At 70.0% G+C, this 14,145-nt stretch carries 16 protein-coding genes and 1 pseudogene; 14 read left to right on the plus strand and 3 right to left on the minus strand.

Annotated elements, in window-relative coordinates; genetic code table 11:
* Window positions 1–384: 384 nt before the first annotated feature.
* Together ACIF80_RS16520 and ACIF80_RS16525 are read left to right on the plus strand one after the other, a co-directional pair.
* Window positions 385–1,569 carry a PP2C family protein-serine/threonine phosphatase gene (locus ACIF80_RS16520; protein WP_399804898.1) on the plus strand — a complete coding sequence of 395 codons (1,185 nt, stop codon included), beginning with the start codon at window positions 385–387 and terminating at the stop codon, window positions 1,567–1,569.
* A gap of 142 nt (window positions 1,570–1,711) precedes the next feature.
* Window positions 1,712–2,557: an RNA polymerase sigma factor SigF gene (locus ACIF80_RS16525; protein ID WP_399804901.1), complete on the plus strand. Its 846-nt coding sequence runs from the start codon at window positions 1,712–1,714 to the stop codon at window positions 2,555–2,557.
* 91 nt (window positions 2,558–2,648) lie between these two features.
* On the opposite strand, the gene ACIF80_RS16530 is transcribed toward ACIF80_RS16525, so the two are convergent.
* Entirely contained in the window at window positions 2,649–3,098 is a 450-nt protein-coding gene (locus ACIF80_RS16530; RefSeq protein WP_399804904.1) for an ATP-binding protein, read from the minus strand.
* Between the two features lie 425 nt (window positions 3,099–3,523).
* Between ACIF80_RS16530 and ACIF80_RS16535 the strand changes: the two genes are divergently transcribed.
* Window positions 3,524–4,327 carry an alpha/beta fold hydrolase gene (locus tag ACIF80_RS16535; RefSeq protein ID WP_399804907.1) on the plus strand — a complete coding sequence of 268 codons (804 nt, stop codon included), beginning with the start codon at window positions 3,524–3,526 and terminating at the stop codon, window positions 4,325–4,327.
* A gap of 319 nt (window positions 4,328–4,646) precedes the next feature.
* Here the strand turns inward: ACIF80_RS16535 and ACIF80_RS16540 are convergent, their stop codons facing one another.
* Entirely contained in the window at window positions 4,647–4,820 is a 174-nt protein-coding gene (locus tag ACIF80_RS16540; RefSeq protein ID WP_065001439.1) for a CsbD family protein, read from the minus strand.
* A gap of 140 nt (window positions 4,821–4,960) precedes the next feature.
* Here ACIF80_RS16540 and ACIF80_RS16545 point away from each other — a divergent pair, with 140 nt between their 5' ends.
* From ACIF80_RS16545 to ACIF80_RS16555, 3 genes are all read left to right on the plus strand, one after another.
* Entirely contained in the window at window positions 4,961–5,131 is a 171-nt protein-coding gene (locus ACIF80_RS16545) for a hydrophobic protein (protein WP_399804910.1), read from the plus strand.
* A 192-nt stretch (window positions 5,132–5,323) separates the two neighbouring features.
* Window positions 5,324–6,844 carry an MFS transporter gene (locus ACIF80_RS16550; protein ID WP_399804913.1) on the plus strand — a complete coding sequence of 507 codons (1,521 nt, stop codon included), beginning with the start codon at window positions 5,324–5,326 and terminating at the stop codon, window positions 6,842–6,844.
* Window positions 6,831–7,409, plus strand: coding sequence for a TetR/AcrR family transcriptional regulator (locus tag ACIF80_RS16555; RefSeq protein ID WP_399804917.1), 579 nt, complete (start codon window positions 6,831–6,833; stop codon window positions 7,407–7,409). The genes ACIF80_RS16550 and ACIF80_RS16555 overlap by 14 nt, the downstream gene beginning before the upstream one ends.
* Here the strand turns inward: ACIF80_RS16555 and ACIF80_RS16560 are convergent.
* Window positions 7,387–8,059 (minus strand): annotated as a pseudogene (locus tag ACIF80_RS16560) (IS5/IS1182 family transposase); the annotation flags it as partial. The gene ACIF80_RS16555 and the pseudogene ACIF80_RS16560 overlap by 23 nt on opposite strands.
* A gap of 319 nt (window positions 8,060–8,378) precedes the next feature.
* Between ACIF80_RS16560 and ruvC the strand changes: the two are divergent.
* The 8 genes from ruvC to ACIF80_RS16600 all read left to right on the plus strand — a co-directional run bounded on the left by ruvC (window position 8,379) and on the right by ACIF80_RS16600 (window position 14,121).
* On the plus strand, window positions 8,379–8,954 hold the full coding sequence (gene ruvC / locus ACIF80_RS16565) for a crossover junction endodeoxyribonuclease RuvC (protein WP_399804920.1): 576 nt from the start codon (window positions 8,379–8,381) through the stop codon (window positions 8,952–8,954).
* Complete coding sequence (gene ruvA, locus ACIF80_RS16570) at window positions 8,951–9,577, plus strand: Holliday junction branch migration protein RuvA (RefSeq protein ID WP_399804923.1); 627 nt, start codon at window positions 8,951–8,953, stop codon at window positions 9,575–9,577. The genes ruvC and ruvA overlap by 4 nt, the downstream gene beginning before the upstream one ends.
* A 14-nt stretch (window positions 9,578–9,591) precedes the next feature.
* Window positions 9,592–10,656, plus strand: a complete 1,065-nt coding sequence (gene ruvB, locus ACIF80_RS16575; protein WP_399804926.1) for a Holliday junction branch migration DNA helicase RuvB — start codon at window positions 9,592–9,594, stop codon at window positions 10,654–10,656.
* A gap of 428 nt (window positions 10,657–11,084) precedes the next feature.
* The gene (locus ACIF80_RS16580) at window positions 11,085–12,005 is read left to right on the plus strand and encodes an ATP-binding protein (RefSeq protein ID WP_399804929.1); all 921 of its coding nucleotides are present in this window, start codon (window positions 11,085–11,087) and stop codon (window positions 12,003–12,005) included.
* Window positions 12,002–12,514, plus strand: a complete 513-nt coding sequence (locus ACIF80_RS16585; RefSeq protein ID WP_399804932.1) for a hypothetical protein — start codon at window positions 12,002–12,004, stop codon at window positions 12,512–12,514. Before ACIF80_RS16580 ends, ACIF80_RS16585 begins: the two co-directional genes overlap by 4 nt.
* Window positions 12,514–13,353 (plus strand): hypothetical protein, encoded by an 840-nt coding sequence (locus ACIF80_RS16590; protein ID WP_399804933.1) that lies wholly within the window; start codon window positions 12,514–12,516, stop codon window positions 13,351–13,353. The genes ACIF80_RS16585 and ACIF80_RS16590 overlap by 1 nt, the downstream gene beginning before the upstream one ends.
* Before the next feature lie 20 nt (window positions 13,354–13,373).
* Window positions 13,374–13,862 carry a single-stranded DNA-binding protein gene (locus tag ACIF80_RS16595; protein WP_399804936.1) on the plus strand — a complete coding sequence of 163 codons (489 nt, stop codon included), beginning with the start codon at window positions 13,374–13,376 and terminating at the stop codon, window positions 13,860–13,862.
* 19 nt (window positions 13,863–13,881) lie between these two features.
* On the plus strand, window positions 13,882–14,121 hold the full coding sequence (locus ACIF80_RS16600) for a hypothetical protein (RefSeq protein ID WP_399804939.1): 240 nt from the start codon (window positions 13,882–13,884) through the stop codon (window positions 14,119–14,121).
* Window positions 14,122–14,145: the final 24 nt, after the last annotated feature.

Consider the following 14,145-nt stretch of genomic DNA (forward strand, 5'->3'; position numbering starts at 1 on the left):
CTTCCGGCGGTTCTGAACCGGCGTGTTCCTGCCGAGGATCCCGGGTCGGTTGGAGAGAGGGGGGCAAGCCGCTTGTCGAAGCGCCTGCGGGATGACGGGCAAGGGGCCACGGCGGCAGGCGAAGGCGGCAGCGCTCCGGCAACCACCGCGCACCCGAGCGGCACCGGCCCGCTCCGGCCCGTCCACCGTGCGTCGACATGCTTCCTCCTCCGGGTCCCCCGGCCGCCGGCGCACTGGCCGCCCGGCCACCCGCGGACGCCACCCGGCGGGCCCGGGACCTCCCCGCACCGACCTGGCTCACCGCCCTGACCAGGCAATTTGGGCGCGTCAGGTGATCTCGCGAAAACTTGGGGAAAAAGTTGTGGCAGCCGATAGGAGGTTGCCGTGGAGGGTGGAGATCTGGAACTGGGCGAGTTGCTGGCCGCTGCGGAGGCGGCGCCGCCCGGGGAGTCCGTAGACGTGGTGGCACACGACCTGCAAAAGCGGTTCGGCGCGGTGTGTGTGTCCTTCCTGTTCGTCGACCTCATCGGTCAGCGGCTGGTACGGCTCACCGCGGCCGGCGGTGATGCCGCGGGTGATGCCGAGCCGATCGACCTGCAGGGCAGTGTCTACGACAGCGTTCTGCAGAGCCAGCGCCAGTATGTGGAACCGGACGGCCAGGGCGGACGGCGCGTCATCACGCCGGTCACCAACCGCGGCGACTGCATCGGCGTCCTGGAGGTGACCCTGCAGTCCGCCGACGACACCGTGCTCCGACAAGTGCGCGAGGCGGCACACGCGCTGGCCTACATCATCGTCACGGACCGCCGCTTCACCGATCTGTACCACTTGGGCCGGCGCACCACCGAGACCAGCCTGGCTGCGGAGATCCAGCACCAGCTGCTTCCCTCGGCCCCCTGCTGCGAGGCGGCCCAGTTCACCCTCGCCGCCGGGCTGGTCCCCGCCGACGACATCGGTGGCGACACCTACGACTACACGCTCGACCGCGGCACCCTGCACCTGTCCATCACCGACGCCATGGGCCACGACACGGACTCCGCTCTGCTGGCCACCTTGCTGGTCGGCGCACTGCGGCGGGCACGCCGCAGCGGCTGTGACGCCCTTAAGCAGGCCCAGCACGCCCACCAGGCCCTGCTGAGCCACAACCGCGGCCTGGCCACCGGACAGTTGCTGTGCGTCGACCTCGAAACAGGTCTCTGTGAACTGGTCAACGCCGGTCACCCCTGGCCACTGCGGCTGCGCGACGGCACCGTCGAAGAGGTCGGACTCGCCGTCAACCTGCCATTCGGTGTGGCGGCACCCACCCCCTACCGTCTACAGGAACTGCATCTGCAGCCCGGAGACCGCCTGATTCTGCTCACCGACGGAATGCAGGAGCGCGGTGCCGCGGCCGTCGACCTGGCCTCGGTCGTTCACGCCACCCGCGCGCTGCATCCAAGAGAAGCCGTCCGGAGCCTGACCGCCGCGGTGCTTGATGCCTGCCATGGCAACCTCAAGGACGACGCCACGGTCCTGATACTGGACTGGCACGGCGAACGTCGCAGACCGGCCGGCACACCGTCCCCTTGAGTGCCGGGCCGCTCGACAAGTGCGGCCCCTTTTTGTTCGTGCGAGTGCAGGCATGGATGCAAGATGAGGGGGTATCCGCCTGGCGGCGTCGGCTGCATTCGGCCGGCAGCGCGGTTGGCTTCGACGGTGGGAGGGATATGTCATGGCGCTCATGAACGTGACGGAAACGGACACGCAGGCGCACGAGTTGCCGGAGGTCGCTGATCCCTCTCAGGTGGCGCCGAAGGACGCCCGCGAGCTGTCCAAACTGTTCTTCGACCAGCTGGCGGTGCTCGAGGAGGGCACGCCGGAGTACAGCTACGCGCGGAACACGCTGATCGAGATGAACATGTCCCTGGTCCGCTTCGCGGCCGGCCGCTTCCGCAGCCGCGGGCCGGAGGAGATGGAGGACATCGTCCAGGTGGGCATGATCGGCCTGATCAAGGCGATCGACCGGTTCGACCTCTCCCGGGAGACTGAGTTCACCTCCTTCGCCATCCCCTACATCGTCGGCGAGATCAAGCGGTTCTTCCGCGACACCACCTGGGCCGTCCACGTTCCGCGCCGGCTCCAGGAAGCCCGCGTCCAGCTCGCGCGCGCCACCGAGGAACTCCGCAGCCGCCTGGGCCGCACCCCGACGGTGAAGGAACTGTCGGAGCTGATGAGCCTGCCCGAGGAAGAGGTACGGGAGGCCCGCCTCGCCGCGAACGGCTACAACTCCTCCTCCCTGGACGCCACCATCAACGGTAACGAGGACGGCGAAGCCGCGCTGCAGGACTTCATCGGCACCCAGGACCAGGCCCTGGAGCTGGTGGAGGACTTCCACGCCCTGGCTCCGCTCATCGCGGAACTCGACGAGCGGGACCGGCAGATCATCCACATGCGGTTCGTGGAGGAACTCACTCAGGCCCAGATCGGCGAACACCTGGGCGTCTCCCAGATGCACGTCTCCCGGCTGCTGTCGCGCACTCTCGCCCGGCTGCGGGAAGGCATGCTCACCGATCACTGAGAAGGCGCCCGAGCGAGGCGGGCACTGCAACCGCCCGCCGGTGGGCCGGCGACTTCCTGAGTCTTCGGGCCTGCGCTGCCGCAGACGCCGGCTAGTGAGCGGGCTTGCGCAGGCGGAAGTGAGCGACGACCTGTTTGCCGGTTTCCCGGACGATGGTGTGCACCTGGTCGCACAACTGGGCGACCAGGTGCAGGCCGTGTCCGCCGACGCGGCGGGCGTCGCGTGCTCGCAGTTCGGGCGGGCGAGGGGAGCTGTCACTCACGGTGACGCGCAGCAGGGCGGCGTCGGGTGCCACTTCCAGCGCCAGGCCGCCCGGACCGGGCGCGTGACGCAGCGCATTGGTGACCAGCTCGCTGACGATGAGCTGGGCGTCCTGGCTCGGCCGGTGGCCGGGGTCGTATCCGGCCCGGGCCAGCAGTGTGCGTACGGCCGCTCGGACTTCGGCGATCGATGCATCTGCCGTGTTCCAGGCGGCGCGGTATCGCAGGGGCGCTGCGGATCCCTGTTCGTCCGATGCCCGATTTTCAAACGGGGTGACCATAAACTCTTCCCGTGGGTCGTTCCTCATCATTTCGGTACAAGTCATCGCTATCGCGTAATTTCGCTTACCCGCTGTCGTCCTGTTCATGGGGCGTCCACTGGGTTTTCTGTTCGGCGCGGGGCCGGTGCCGGCGATCGTGAACTGTTCGAGCGTGCCGCTGACGGTGGGCGGACCGCACCGCTCCCGACGACTTCGTCGCCTGGTGTGCGCTGCTCAGGAGATCGCATCCGGCAGAGCCGCAGACCGCGCTGTCCCAGGGACCGGACTCCGTGCGAACCGTGCCCCCGCTCTCGATGCGACGGCCGTTTACGCCGCGGTGTGCCCGTGAGGAGTTGACCGCTCGTCTTTGTGAGGGCGTTGTGCGGGTCGGACAGTGGGTTCGCAGCCGTGGGGGAAGGGTGAACGCGGCCTGGGAGACTGGCCGGATGGATATCGGCCGCAGGAGCAATGTCAACGTCATCGGCAACCCGCAGGGGCGAACGGTGGTGCTGGCCCATGGATTTGGCTGTGATCAGAACATGTGGCGGCTGACGGTGCCGGCGCTGGTCGAGGAATACCAAGTGGTGCTGTTCGACTACGTGGGTTCGGGCCGTGCGGATCCGTCCGCTTTCTCGGAGGACCGTTACGCCTCGCTGGACGGGTACGCCCGGGATGTGGTGGAGGTGTGCGAAGCGTTCGACCTGCGCGATGCGGTGTTCGTCGGGCACTCGGTCAGCGCGATGATCGGGGTGCTGGCCGCCGGCATGGCTTCGGAGCGCGTCGGGGTGCTGGTGATGGTCGCTCCGTCTCCGCGGTACATCGACGACGACGGTTACCGGGGCGGGTTCAGCGCCGAGGACATCGACGAACTGCTGGCGTCACTGGAGTCGAACTATCTGGGCTGGTCGGCGGCGATGGCGCCGGTGATCATGGGAAATGCGGAACGGCCCGAGCTCGGTGAGGAGCTGACGAACAGTTTCTGCGCCACCGACCCGGACATGGCACGTGTCTTGGCCCGGACCACGTTCCTGTCGGACTCGAGGGACGATCTGAAAACCGTGCAGGTGCCGACGCTGGTGCTGGAGTGCACCCAGGACGTCATACGCCCACGTCGCCCAGGCGGACATCGCGCTCGCAGCCGTCCCTCCCCACACACTGCGCGTGCTGCGCATCGTCGGCCTCGGCCAGATCTTTCCTGTCCACCCCGACAGCGACTCCGCCACTCGGTCCTGACTCCAGCGGCGTTCTGAACCTGCGCAGCCGGCCTGGGGGGGCAGGGGAGAGGCGCAGCCGGCCTGGGGGCAGGGGAGAGGCGCGGCAGGGACGGACCACGCAAGGACCGCATGCATCGACCAGTGGTCACTCCCGGACGCCAGGGAAGCCTGCCATGCGGGAACGGGGTCACCGTGCAGCCGAGACGGACGATCACGGCTGGTCGGCCTCCCGTGCGGCTGGGGGGCGACTGCCGACGGCAAGCGCCCGGAACGCAATGGGCACGTGGCACTCGCCGCAACAAAACGAGGGCCTTCCCGGAAAAGATCCGGAAAGGCCCTCGACCAGTACAGCGCGTCAGTGCTTGAAGGCGTCCTTGGTCTTTTCCTTGGCCTCACGGGCGTCGCCCTTGCTCTTCTGCGCCTGCCCCTCGGCAGCCATGCGGTCGTTGCCGAGGGCGCTTCCCAGGGCCTCCTTGGCCTTTCCCTCGGCCTGCTCGGTCTTCGCCTTGGCCTTCTCGCCGGCAGTCATGGAACGCGCCTCCTCATATCCTTTGGTGCCGCTGTCGCGGTAAATCCGCTTGTGCCCCGCCTCTCCCTTCACAAACAAGCCAACGCCCAGGAATGGAGGGGCATCGGCAGGGCAGACGGAGCCGCAGGAGGTCGATAACTATGGTTCCCCTGCTTCTTGTTCTGCTTCTCGCAGTGCTCCTTTTCGGTGCGGGTTTCGCCGTCAAGATTCTGTGGTGGGTGGCCCTCGCCGTGCTGGTGCTGTGGCTGCTGGGCTTCGTGATGCGCTCCACCAGCGCCGGCGGTGGCCGCGGCCGCTGGTATCGATGGTGACCTGACCCGCACCACACCTCCTTGTGGGGCCCGGCCATCGTGATGGCCGGGCCCCACAAGGAGGTGTGGTGCGTAGGGGAGCACACCGCGCCGGACCTGACCAAGACCGTGCCCTATGGGGTGAGGCGGAACACCTCCCAACAGGCCAGTTGGGTGGTTTAGCCGTCCATATGGTCTGTTACGGTCGGTGGCGTGACTGATCTGGATCTGACACCGCGGCTCGCCGGCCCTCGCGAGTGGGCCGCGCTCGCTGTACTCGTGCTCGTCGTGATGCTGCTCGCTGTCGACGGCACGGTGCTGTATCTCGCCGTTCCGTCGCTGACCGAGGACTTGGCACCGACAGCCACCCAGGTGCTGTGGATCGGTGACATCTATGCGTTCGTGCTGGCGGGGTTGCTGATCACGATGGGCAATGTCGCCGATCGGATCGGCCGTAAGCGCCTCCTGCTGATGGGGAGTGCGGCGTTCGGCACGGCTTCCGTGCTCGCTGCCTTCGCGCCCAACGCGGAGGCCCTGATCGCGGCTCGAGCCCTGCTCGGCGTGGCCGGGGCCACGTTGATGCCCTCGACCTTGTCGATCGTGCGCTCCGTGTTCGTCGACCCCGTGCAACGGACGCGCGCGATCGCGCTCTGGTCGGTCGGTGCCACCGCGGGGGCTGCTCTGGGGCCGCTGGTGGGCGGCGTACTCCTGGAGAACTTCTGGTGGGGGTCGGTGTTCCTGATCAACGTGCCGATCATGGTGCTGGCGCTGGTCGGTGGATGGTTCCTGCTGCCGGAGTCCCGCGGCACCGCCGGCCAACGGATCGACCTGGCCTCCTCGGCGCTTTCGATCCTGGCGATCGTGCCCTTGGTGTATGCCGTCAAGCGCTGGATCGGCAGCGGGCCCGACGCGATCGTGCTCCTTGCCGTCGTCGTGGGAGTGCTGGCCGGATGGACCTTCCTGCGCCGGCAGACACGCCTCACCGTTCCGTTGCTGGACGTCTCGCTGTTCCGGCTCCCCGCTTTCGCCGGCGCCGTCGGTGCGAATGCGCTGGCCATCTTCGCCTTCCTCGGCCTGCTCTTCTTCTTCTCCCAGTACCTGCAGATGGTGCGGGACTACGGGCCGTTGCACGCCGGGCTCGCCGAGCTGCCCGCGACCCTCGCCTCCATCGTGGTGATTGCCGTGATCGGCTTCCTGGTCGCCCGGCTGGGCGCTGGGCGCTCCATCGGCCTCGGCCTGGGCCTGGGGGCCCTCGGGCTCGCCGGGATCGGCGCGACCGCACCCTGGGCGTCCTACTGGGGACTGGGAGCCTCACTGGTCGCCCTGGGGCTCGGGATCGGGATCGCGATGACGCTGTCGACCGACGCCGTGGTCAGTGCGGTGCCGAAGGAGCGGTCGGGTGCTGCGGCTGCCATCGCGGAGACCGGTTACGAACTCGGCGGCGCCCTCGGTATCGCGGTCCTGGGCTCGCTGCAGACGGCGATGTACCGCTCCCGGCTGGAGTTGCCACAGGACCTGGGTGCGAGGGAACACGCCACCGTCAATGAGTCGCTGGCCTCGACGCTGGCCACGATCGATGACAGTGCGGTCATCACTGCCGCGCGGGACGCGTTCGCCTCGGCGATGCGGACGACGTCGTTCATCGCAGCCGTCCTGCTGCTGGTGGCGGCCGTGATCGCCTGGCGGGTCATCCCGTCGGTCCCCGTGGCTAAGGTGCACCATGACGCTGCCTGAGCGAGAGCTGGTGCGCGACCGTGAGCGCACGCGCCGCGCGATCCTGGAAGCGGCGGAGCGGGCGTTCGAACAGCGGGGGGCCAAGGCCAGCCTCGCGGAGATCGCGGCGCTCGCCGGAGTCACCAAGAGCGGACTGATGCACCACTTCCGGACCCGGGAGGAGCTGATCGGCCAGGTGATCGAGCACACCATCAGCCGGTCCTGGGAAGAGGTCCGTGCCCACATCGATCTCGCCGAGAACCGCCCCGGCAAGTTCACCCGCGGATATGTACGCGCCTTCGCCGGAGGGAGCGAGTACCTGACCCGCGTCTTCAGCCCCAGCGGCCTGCTCGCCGCACTGGGCACCCTGGAAGCCGCGGAGTCCGCCGAAGCGCTCCAGCAGGCCGACGCCCGCGCCTGGAACGAGGCGTTCGACGCCGATGGCCTGCCACCGGGACGAGCTCTGACCATCCGCTACGCCGCGGAAGGGCTGATCGCCGCAGTGAACACGCCGTACCTGACCCCGGACCAGCTTGCCCAAGCCCGCGCGGAACTACTGGCGCTCACCGAGGTGGGACAGGCTTGAAGCCCACGACCGAGACCTGTGTGGTGAGGCGGGCGAATCGTTTGTAGCAGCACAGGGCGGCGGCGAGTCCGAGGGAGGCCAGGCAGGTGCGGGGTTGACGTTCGTAGCGGTGGCTGAGTCTGCGGTGGCCGGTCAGCCAGGACCGGGACCTGGTCCGCTCGATGCCCCATCGTCGGCGCCCTGATCGTTCGCTGGACTCGGCGCCCTTGCGGGCGATGCGCACACCGATGTGCATGACCCAGAGCCGTTTCCACAGGTGAGGGACGCCGTATGCCTTGTCCGCGGGTGGACGCCGGGGCTTGAAGTACCGGCCGCGGCGCGGGTCGTGTCTCGTTTGGCGCCCCTTGACCCTCGGCTTCGGCGCGAGGCTGTCGTGGGTGTCGGCCGTGGAGAGGCCGACGAGGAGGGGCAGTCCGTTCGGGTCCGACAGGAGGTGCGTCTTGGAATCCGGCCTGCCCCGGTCCACGGGGCTCGGGTCTGTGAGTTCGCCCCCCTTTTTTCCAGCCCTGATGTGGGCCGGGTCGAGCACTGCTCGGGACGGGTCGAGGAGACCGGCGTCGTCCAGGCGGTGCAGGATCTCTTCGTGCAGTCGGCCCCCAGACACCGGCTCTTGACCAGATCAGGAACCTGCGGTGGGCGGTCGACTCCGATGCCAGTGCGAGCCGACCACCGGGAGCCGCGTTCGGGCGGCTCCCCGCCGGGGCGGGGCCCGCGTGGCCATCACGCCTCCTCGCACAATTGTTCGAGTTACTATGAAGTCCAGGCCAGGTCGGACATGTACGGAAAATCGTATATCGCCGGCTGGGGCCCACGGAAAATCCCTCCATGTCCGCATCGAGCTTCGCAGGCGGACTCCGTCTGCGTCGCGCGATGCCCCCGGAGGGCCCGCCCTGCGTCCGCAGAGCGGACTCGCCGCCCGACCAGCGTCAACACGACCCCCTGCACAAGCTTGGCTCGATCATGAATGCTTTGACCTTCAGGGAGAGCGCCGTACGGGTGCTCGGCGTGGACCCGGGGCTGACCCGGTGCGGCCTCGGAGTGGTCGACGGCGCCCCCGGACGGCCGCTCACGATGACGGGCGCCGGCGTCCTTTGCACCCCGGCGGACGCGGACCTCGGCCACCGCCTCCTCCTCATCGAGTGCGGCATCGAGCGGTGGCTGGACGAGTACCAACCCGAAGCCGTCGCCGTGGAGCGGGTGTCCAGCCGGTACAACGTGCGCACCGTGATGGGCACCGCGCAGGCGAGCGCGGTCGCGATCCTGTGCGCGGCCCGGCGCGGCCTGCCCGTCACCTGGCACACCTCCAGCGAGGTGAAGACCGCCGTCACCGGTGGCGGCGGCGCCGGCAAGGCCCGGGTCGGCGCCACGGTCACCCGGCTGCTGCGGCTCGACGCCCCGCCCGAGCCGGCCGACGCCGCCGACGCCCTGGCCCTCGCCATCTGCCACATCTGGCGCGCCCCGGCCCTGAACCGCCTGCAGCAGGCGCATGTCGCCGCCCGCCCCGCTCCCGCACCCGCACGACTTCGGAAGGGCACGATCCGATGATCGCCTTCGTCAGCGGCCCGGTCGCCGCGCTCGCCCCCGACACCGCGGTCGTCGAGGTCGGCGGCGTCGGCATGGCCGTCCAGTGCACGCCCAACACCCTGTCCGGGCTCCGCATCGGCCGGCAGGCCAGGCTCGCCGTCTCCCTGATCGTGCGCGAGAACTCGCTCACCCTCTACGGCTTCGTGGACGACGACGAGCGGCAGGTCTTCGAGCTGTTGCAGACCGCCGGCGGCGTGGGGCCGCGTCTGGCCCAGGCCATGCTGGCCGTGCACACCCCGGACGCGCTGCGGCGCGCGGTCGCCCAGGGCGACGAGAAGGCGCTCACCGCCGTGCCCGGCATCGGCAAGAGAGGCGCCCAGCGGCTGCTGCTGGAGTTCGCCGGGCGGCTCGGTGAGCCGACCGGGGCCACCGCGACCGGCCACCCGGCCGGCGCCGCCGCTCCCGCGCCCTGGAGCGAACAACTTCGCGCGGCGCTCGTCGGCCTCGGGTACTCCGCGCACGAGGCCGAGGAGGCGATCGCGGCCGTCACCCCCGCCGCCGAGGCCACCGCGGCCGACGGCGCCACCCCGAAGGCGTCGCAGCTGCTGCGCGCCGCCCTGCGCACGCTGAACCGTGCCCGCTGAGAGGAGTGGACCGCATGACCTGGGACGAAGCCGAAACCGCCGCCCTCATCGGGCGGCTCGTCGGTGCGTCCGCCGAGGGGGAGGACCGGGCCGTCGAGGCCGCCCTGCGCCCCAAGGACCTGGACGAGTTCATCGGTCAGGAGAAGGTCCGCGAGCAGCTCGACCTGGTGCTGCGCGCGGCCCGCGCGCGCGGCGCCACCGCCGACCACGTGCTGCTCTCCGGCGCTCCCGGCCTCGGCAAGACCACCCTCTCGATGATCATCGCGGCCGAGATGGAAGCCCCCCTCCGCATCACCTCGGGACCGGCCATCCAGCACGCGGGCGACCTGGCCGCGATCCTCTCCTCCCTCCAGGAGGGCGAGGTCCTCTTCCTCGACGAGATCCACCGCATGTCCCGGCCCGCCGAGGAGATGCTCTACATGGCGATGGAGGACTTCCGCGTCGACGTCATCGTCGGCAAGGGCCCCGGCGCCACCGCCATTCCCCTCGACCTGCCCCCGTTCACCCTGGTCGGCGCCACCGTACGGTCCGGCCTGCTGCCACCGCCGCTGCGCGACCGCTTCGGCTTCACTGCGCACATGGAGTTCTACGAGCCCACCGAGCTGGAGCGCGTCATCCACCGCTCCGCCCGGCTGCTGGAGGTGGAGACAACACCCGAGGGTGCCGCGGAGATCGCCGGCCGTTCGCGCGGCACGCCCCGCATCGCCAACCGCCTGCTGCGCCGCGTCCGCGACTACGCCCAGGTCAGGGTCGACGGTGTGGTCACCCGCGAGGTCGCCTCCGCGGCCCTGGCGGTCTACGAGGTCGACGCCCGCGGCCTGGACCGGCTCGACCGGGCGGTGCTCGGCGCGCTGCTCAAGCTGTTCGGCGGCGGGCCGGTCGGCCTGTCCACGCTCGCGGTCGCGGTGGGGGAGGAGCGGGAGACCGTGGAAGAGGTCGCCGAGCCGTTCCTGGTGCGGGAGGGACTGCTCGCCCGCACCCCGCGCGGCCGGGTCGCCACGCCCACCGCGTGGGAGCACTTCGACCTCGTGCCGCCGAGGCGAGACGGTCCTGCCGACGGGCGGGGAGGCCCGTACTGAAGATGATCGCCGTGCTGCGCAAGCAACCAGTCCGGCAGCCATCGGGTCTCCGCCGTCCCACGCTGTACGCACGGGTGCCGTCCTCGCCGTCGGTGAGGGCAAGGAATCCTGGGAGGGCGAGCTGGTCTGCGACGGAGAGGCACACGAGGAGGTCGGATGCGCGCCGCGGCCGATCCGGCCGCGGCACTGGCGCAGGCGTGCCCATTCCGGACTCGGATGCGGACATTGAGGACGTTAGCGATTTTTTTGGGGCAAAGTGTTGATTTCCGCCTCCCTCGGTGCCTAGCGTGGGGTTCCAGGCAATTTCGAACTAATATTCGAACTGAGGCTTCGGCCGTGTGGGTGCACGTCTTGCCGGGTGAGGACCGCGTCCCGTCCCTCCCCAAGCCCACCCCGAACCGCCGTCGGATGCGCCAGAGGAGAACGGCGTGAACAGCTTCACCTTCATCCCCGCCACCAAAGAACAGGCCAAGGCCCGCATCGCGCTCACCGGACCCACCGGGTCGGGCAAGACCTACAGCGCGCTCGTCATCGGCACCGGGATCGGCGACCGGGTCGCCCTGATCGACACCGAACACGGCAGCGCTTCCAAGTACGCCGACGAGTTCGCCTTCGACATCCTCCCGCTCACGACGTTCGAGCCACCCGCGCTCGTCGAGGCGCTCGCGGTGGCCGCCCACGACGGCTACGACGTCGTGATCGTCGACTCGCTCTCGCACTTCTGGTCCGGCTCGGGCGGGATGCTGGAGCAGGTCGACAACGCCGCGAAGCGCGTCGCGGGAGGCAACACCTTCGCCGGCTGGAGGGAGGCCCGCCCCCTGGAGCGGGCGATGATCGACGCCCTGCTCGCCTATCCCGGCCACCTCATCGCCACCATGCGCACCAAGACCGAGTACGTCGTGGAGGCAGACGAGCGCGGGCGCAAGGTGCCGCGCAAGGTCGGGCTCAAGCCCGAGCAGCGGGAGGGCATCGAATACGAGTTCGACATCGTCGGCGACCTCGACCACGAGAACACCCTGGTGATCTCCAAGTCCCGGGCGAAGCCGCTCTCCGGGCGCGTCATCCGCAAGCCGGACACAGCGTTCGCCGAGGCCGTCCTGGAGTGGCTCAACGCCGGCAAGCCCACCCCGAGTGCGTCCGACTACCTCACGATCGCCACCGCCCCGCACGCCACCTACGAGGAGCTCCGCGGCCTCTACGAGGAGGTGCGCCGGCACAATCTGCTCGCCGCCGCCGTCCTGGACCCCGCCGGAGGTTCGACCACGCTGGGCGAGCTCATCGTGCGCCGCGGCACCGCGGCGAAGAAAGAGGCAGGAAAAGGGACCGAGCAGAAGGGTGAAGCCGCGTGAACCTCCGGGACCGCGCCACCCGGGTCGTCGTGCTCAGGGTGCTGCGCGACGCGGTGGAGGCCGAGTACCGGGCCGAGCGCCGCGCGGTCCTCGACGGGCTGCGCGCGGCTCGCGCCGAACTCGCCCTCAAGTCGATGCGGGTGACCATGCCGGATGACACCCCGATCGCCACCCTCACGCTCATCGACCCCCGGCCGGCGGTCATGGTCGCCGACGAGGATGCCTTCACCGGCTGGGTGGCCACGAACCACCCCGGCGAGGTGGAGACCCTGGTCCGGGTGCGCCCCGCCTGGCAGCGGGAGTTCTTCGCCCGGCTCGCCTGCTCCGGCCCGGTCGCCGACCCGCACACCGGAGAGGTGATCCCGGGGCTGACGGTGGCGCCGGCCCCCGAGCCGCGTTCGTTCAGCCTGCGGCCCGTGCCCGGCGGAGCGGAGCGGGTCGCCCGGGCCTGGCGCACCGGCGAGATCGACCTGCGCCGGCTGCTCGCCCTCGGCGGTGGTGAGACGTGATGACCACTGCCACAGTGCGCTCCGACAGGGAGTTGCCCGCCACCCTGTGGTTCCTGATCTCACAAGCCGGTCACCTCGGCTGCGGCCGCTGGAGCCTCGGGGACGACGGGCGGCTGCGCTGCGCCTGCGGGACCGTCCTGTACCTGTACCGGCAGCCGGCGGACGGGGCGGGGAGCGGGGTACCGGAGTCGCCCGGGGTGTTCCCCCGCGGAAGGGAAGAACGGATGACACCGGCTGAGACCGCGGGGCTCGCCGCCCTGGTCGCGGCGATGTGCCCGTCGATGCATCTGGAGGAGAGCACGACGGACGCCTGGCACCTCCTGCTCGCCGACCTGGACGTCGCCGATACGCGGGAGGCCGTGATCCGGCTGGGCCGCACACAGTCCCACATCGACGCCGCCGACATCCGCGCCGAGGTGCGCGCGATCCGGGAGGAGCGGCTCGCCCGCGACCCGTTGCCACTCCCGGACACCGACCCGGACGACCCGCACCGCTATCGCGCGGAACTCCTCGCGATCGTGACCGCGATCGCCTCGGGACAGCGCGTCAAGCGGACACCCGCCGCCCCGGCGCAACCACCCCCCGCCCTCCCCGGCCGCCCGAGGAACGACCTCCGCGTCCACGCCCTCCGCGTGCCCTGCCCCTGGTGCCGGGCTGCCGCCGGCCGTCCCTGCACCATTCCCCGGCTCGGCATCCCGCTGCAGAACGCGCCGGCCCACGCTTCGAGACTCATCGCGGCGGGGCCTGCCGGACGAGAAGAAAAGGGGCCGGGCACTGAGCCCGAAGACACACCGAAGCGGCAGCGTTGTCGTCAGACATCCAACTCCACCCGTCCGTAAGTACGTTAGGAGTACCTCTCATGGTCGGCGAGACCGTCGTCACCGTCGTCGGCAACCTGACCGACGACCCCGAAGTCCGCACCACCCCGTCCGGCGACGCGGTCACACACTTCACCGTCGCCTCCACGCCCCGCACCTTCGACCGGCAGAGCAACGAGTGGAGGGACGCCGACACACTGTTCCTGCGCTGTTCGGTCTGGCGGCAGATGGCGGAACACGTCGCCCAGTCCCTGGCGCGCGGCACCCGTGTCATCGTCCAGGGGCGGCTGCACCAGCGGACGTACGAGACCAAGGAAGGCGAGAAGCGGACCGTCATCGAGCTGGAGGCCTTGGAGATCGGCCCCTCCCTGCGCTACGCCGCCGCGACGGTCAGCAAGATCCCGCGCGTGGGCGCGCCCGGCGGCACCCTCTTCGACACCGCCCCGTCCGCGCCGAACGACGCGCCGGAGGCCCCCGGCGGGGACAAAAGCGCCCCCCACAACCGCAACAGCCCCATGTTCCCCTTCTGACCCGGTCGAAGATTGCCGGGTGATCGTCATGAATGTCCTGCCGCCAAGCGGCCAGGAGCAGCCCGAGGGCTGGAACCCGGCAGCCGCCATCGGCCTGACCTGCGCCGACTGCCACCCCGAAGGCCGGGACACCGCTCCCGAGGTCCGGCCGGACAACGGGAACGAGACGGCCTGTCGCGAGGTCTACGACGACAGCGCGGACGAGCCGTTCACCGACCTGGACTTCCCAAGTGCAATGGACGATGTACCGGCCTTCTGATCCGACAGCGTGCCGCCGTCGACA

Source organism: Streptomyces sp. NPDC085927 (assembly GCF_044540975.1).
GTDB lineage: Bacteria > Actinomycetota > Actinomycetes > Streptomycetales > Streptomycetaceae > Streptomyces > Streptomyces hirsutus.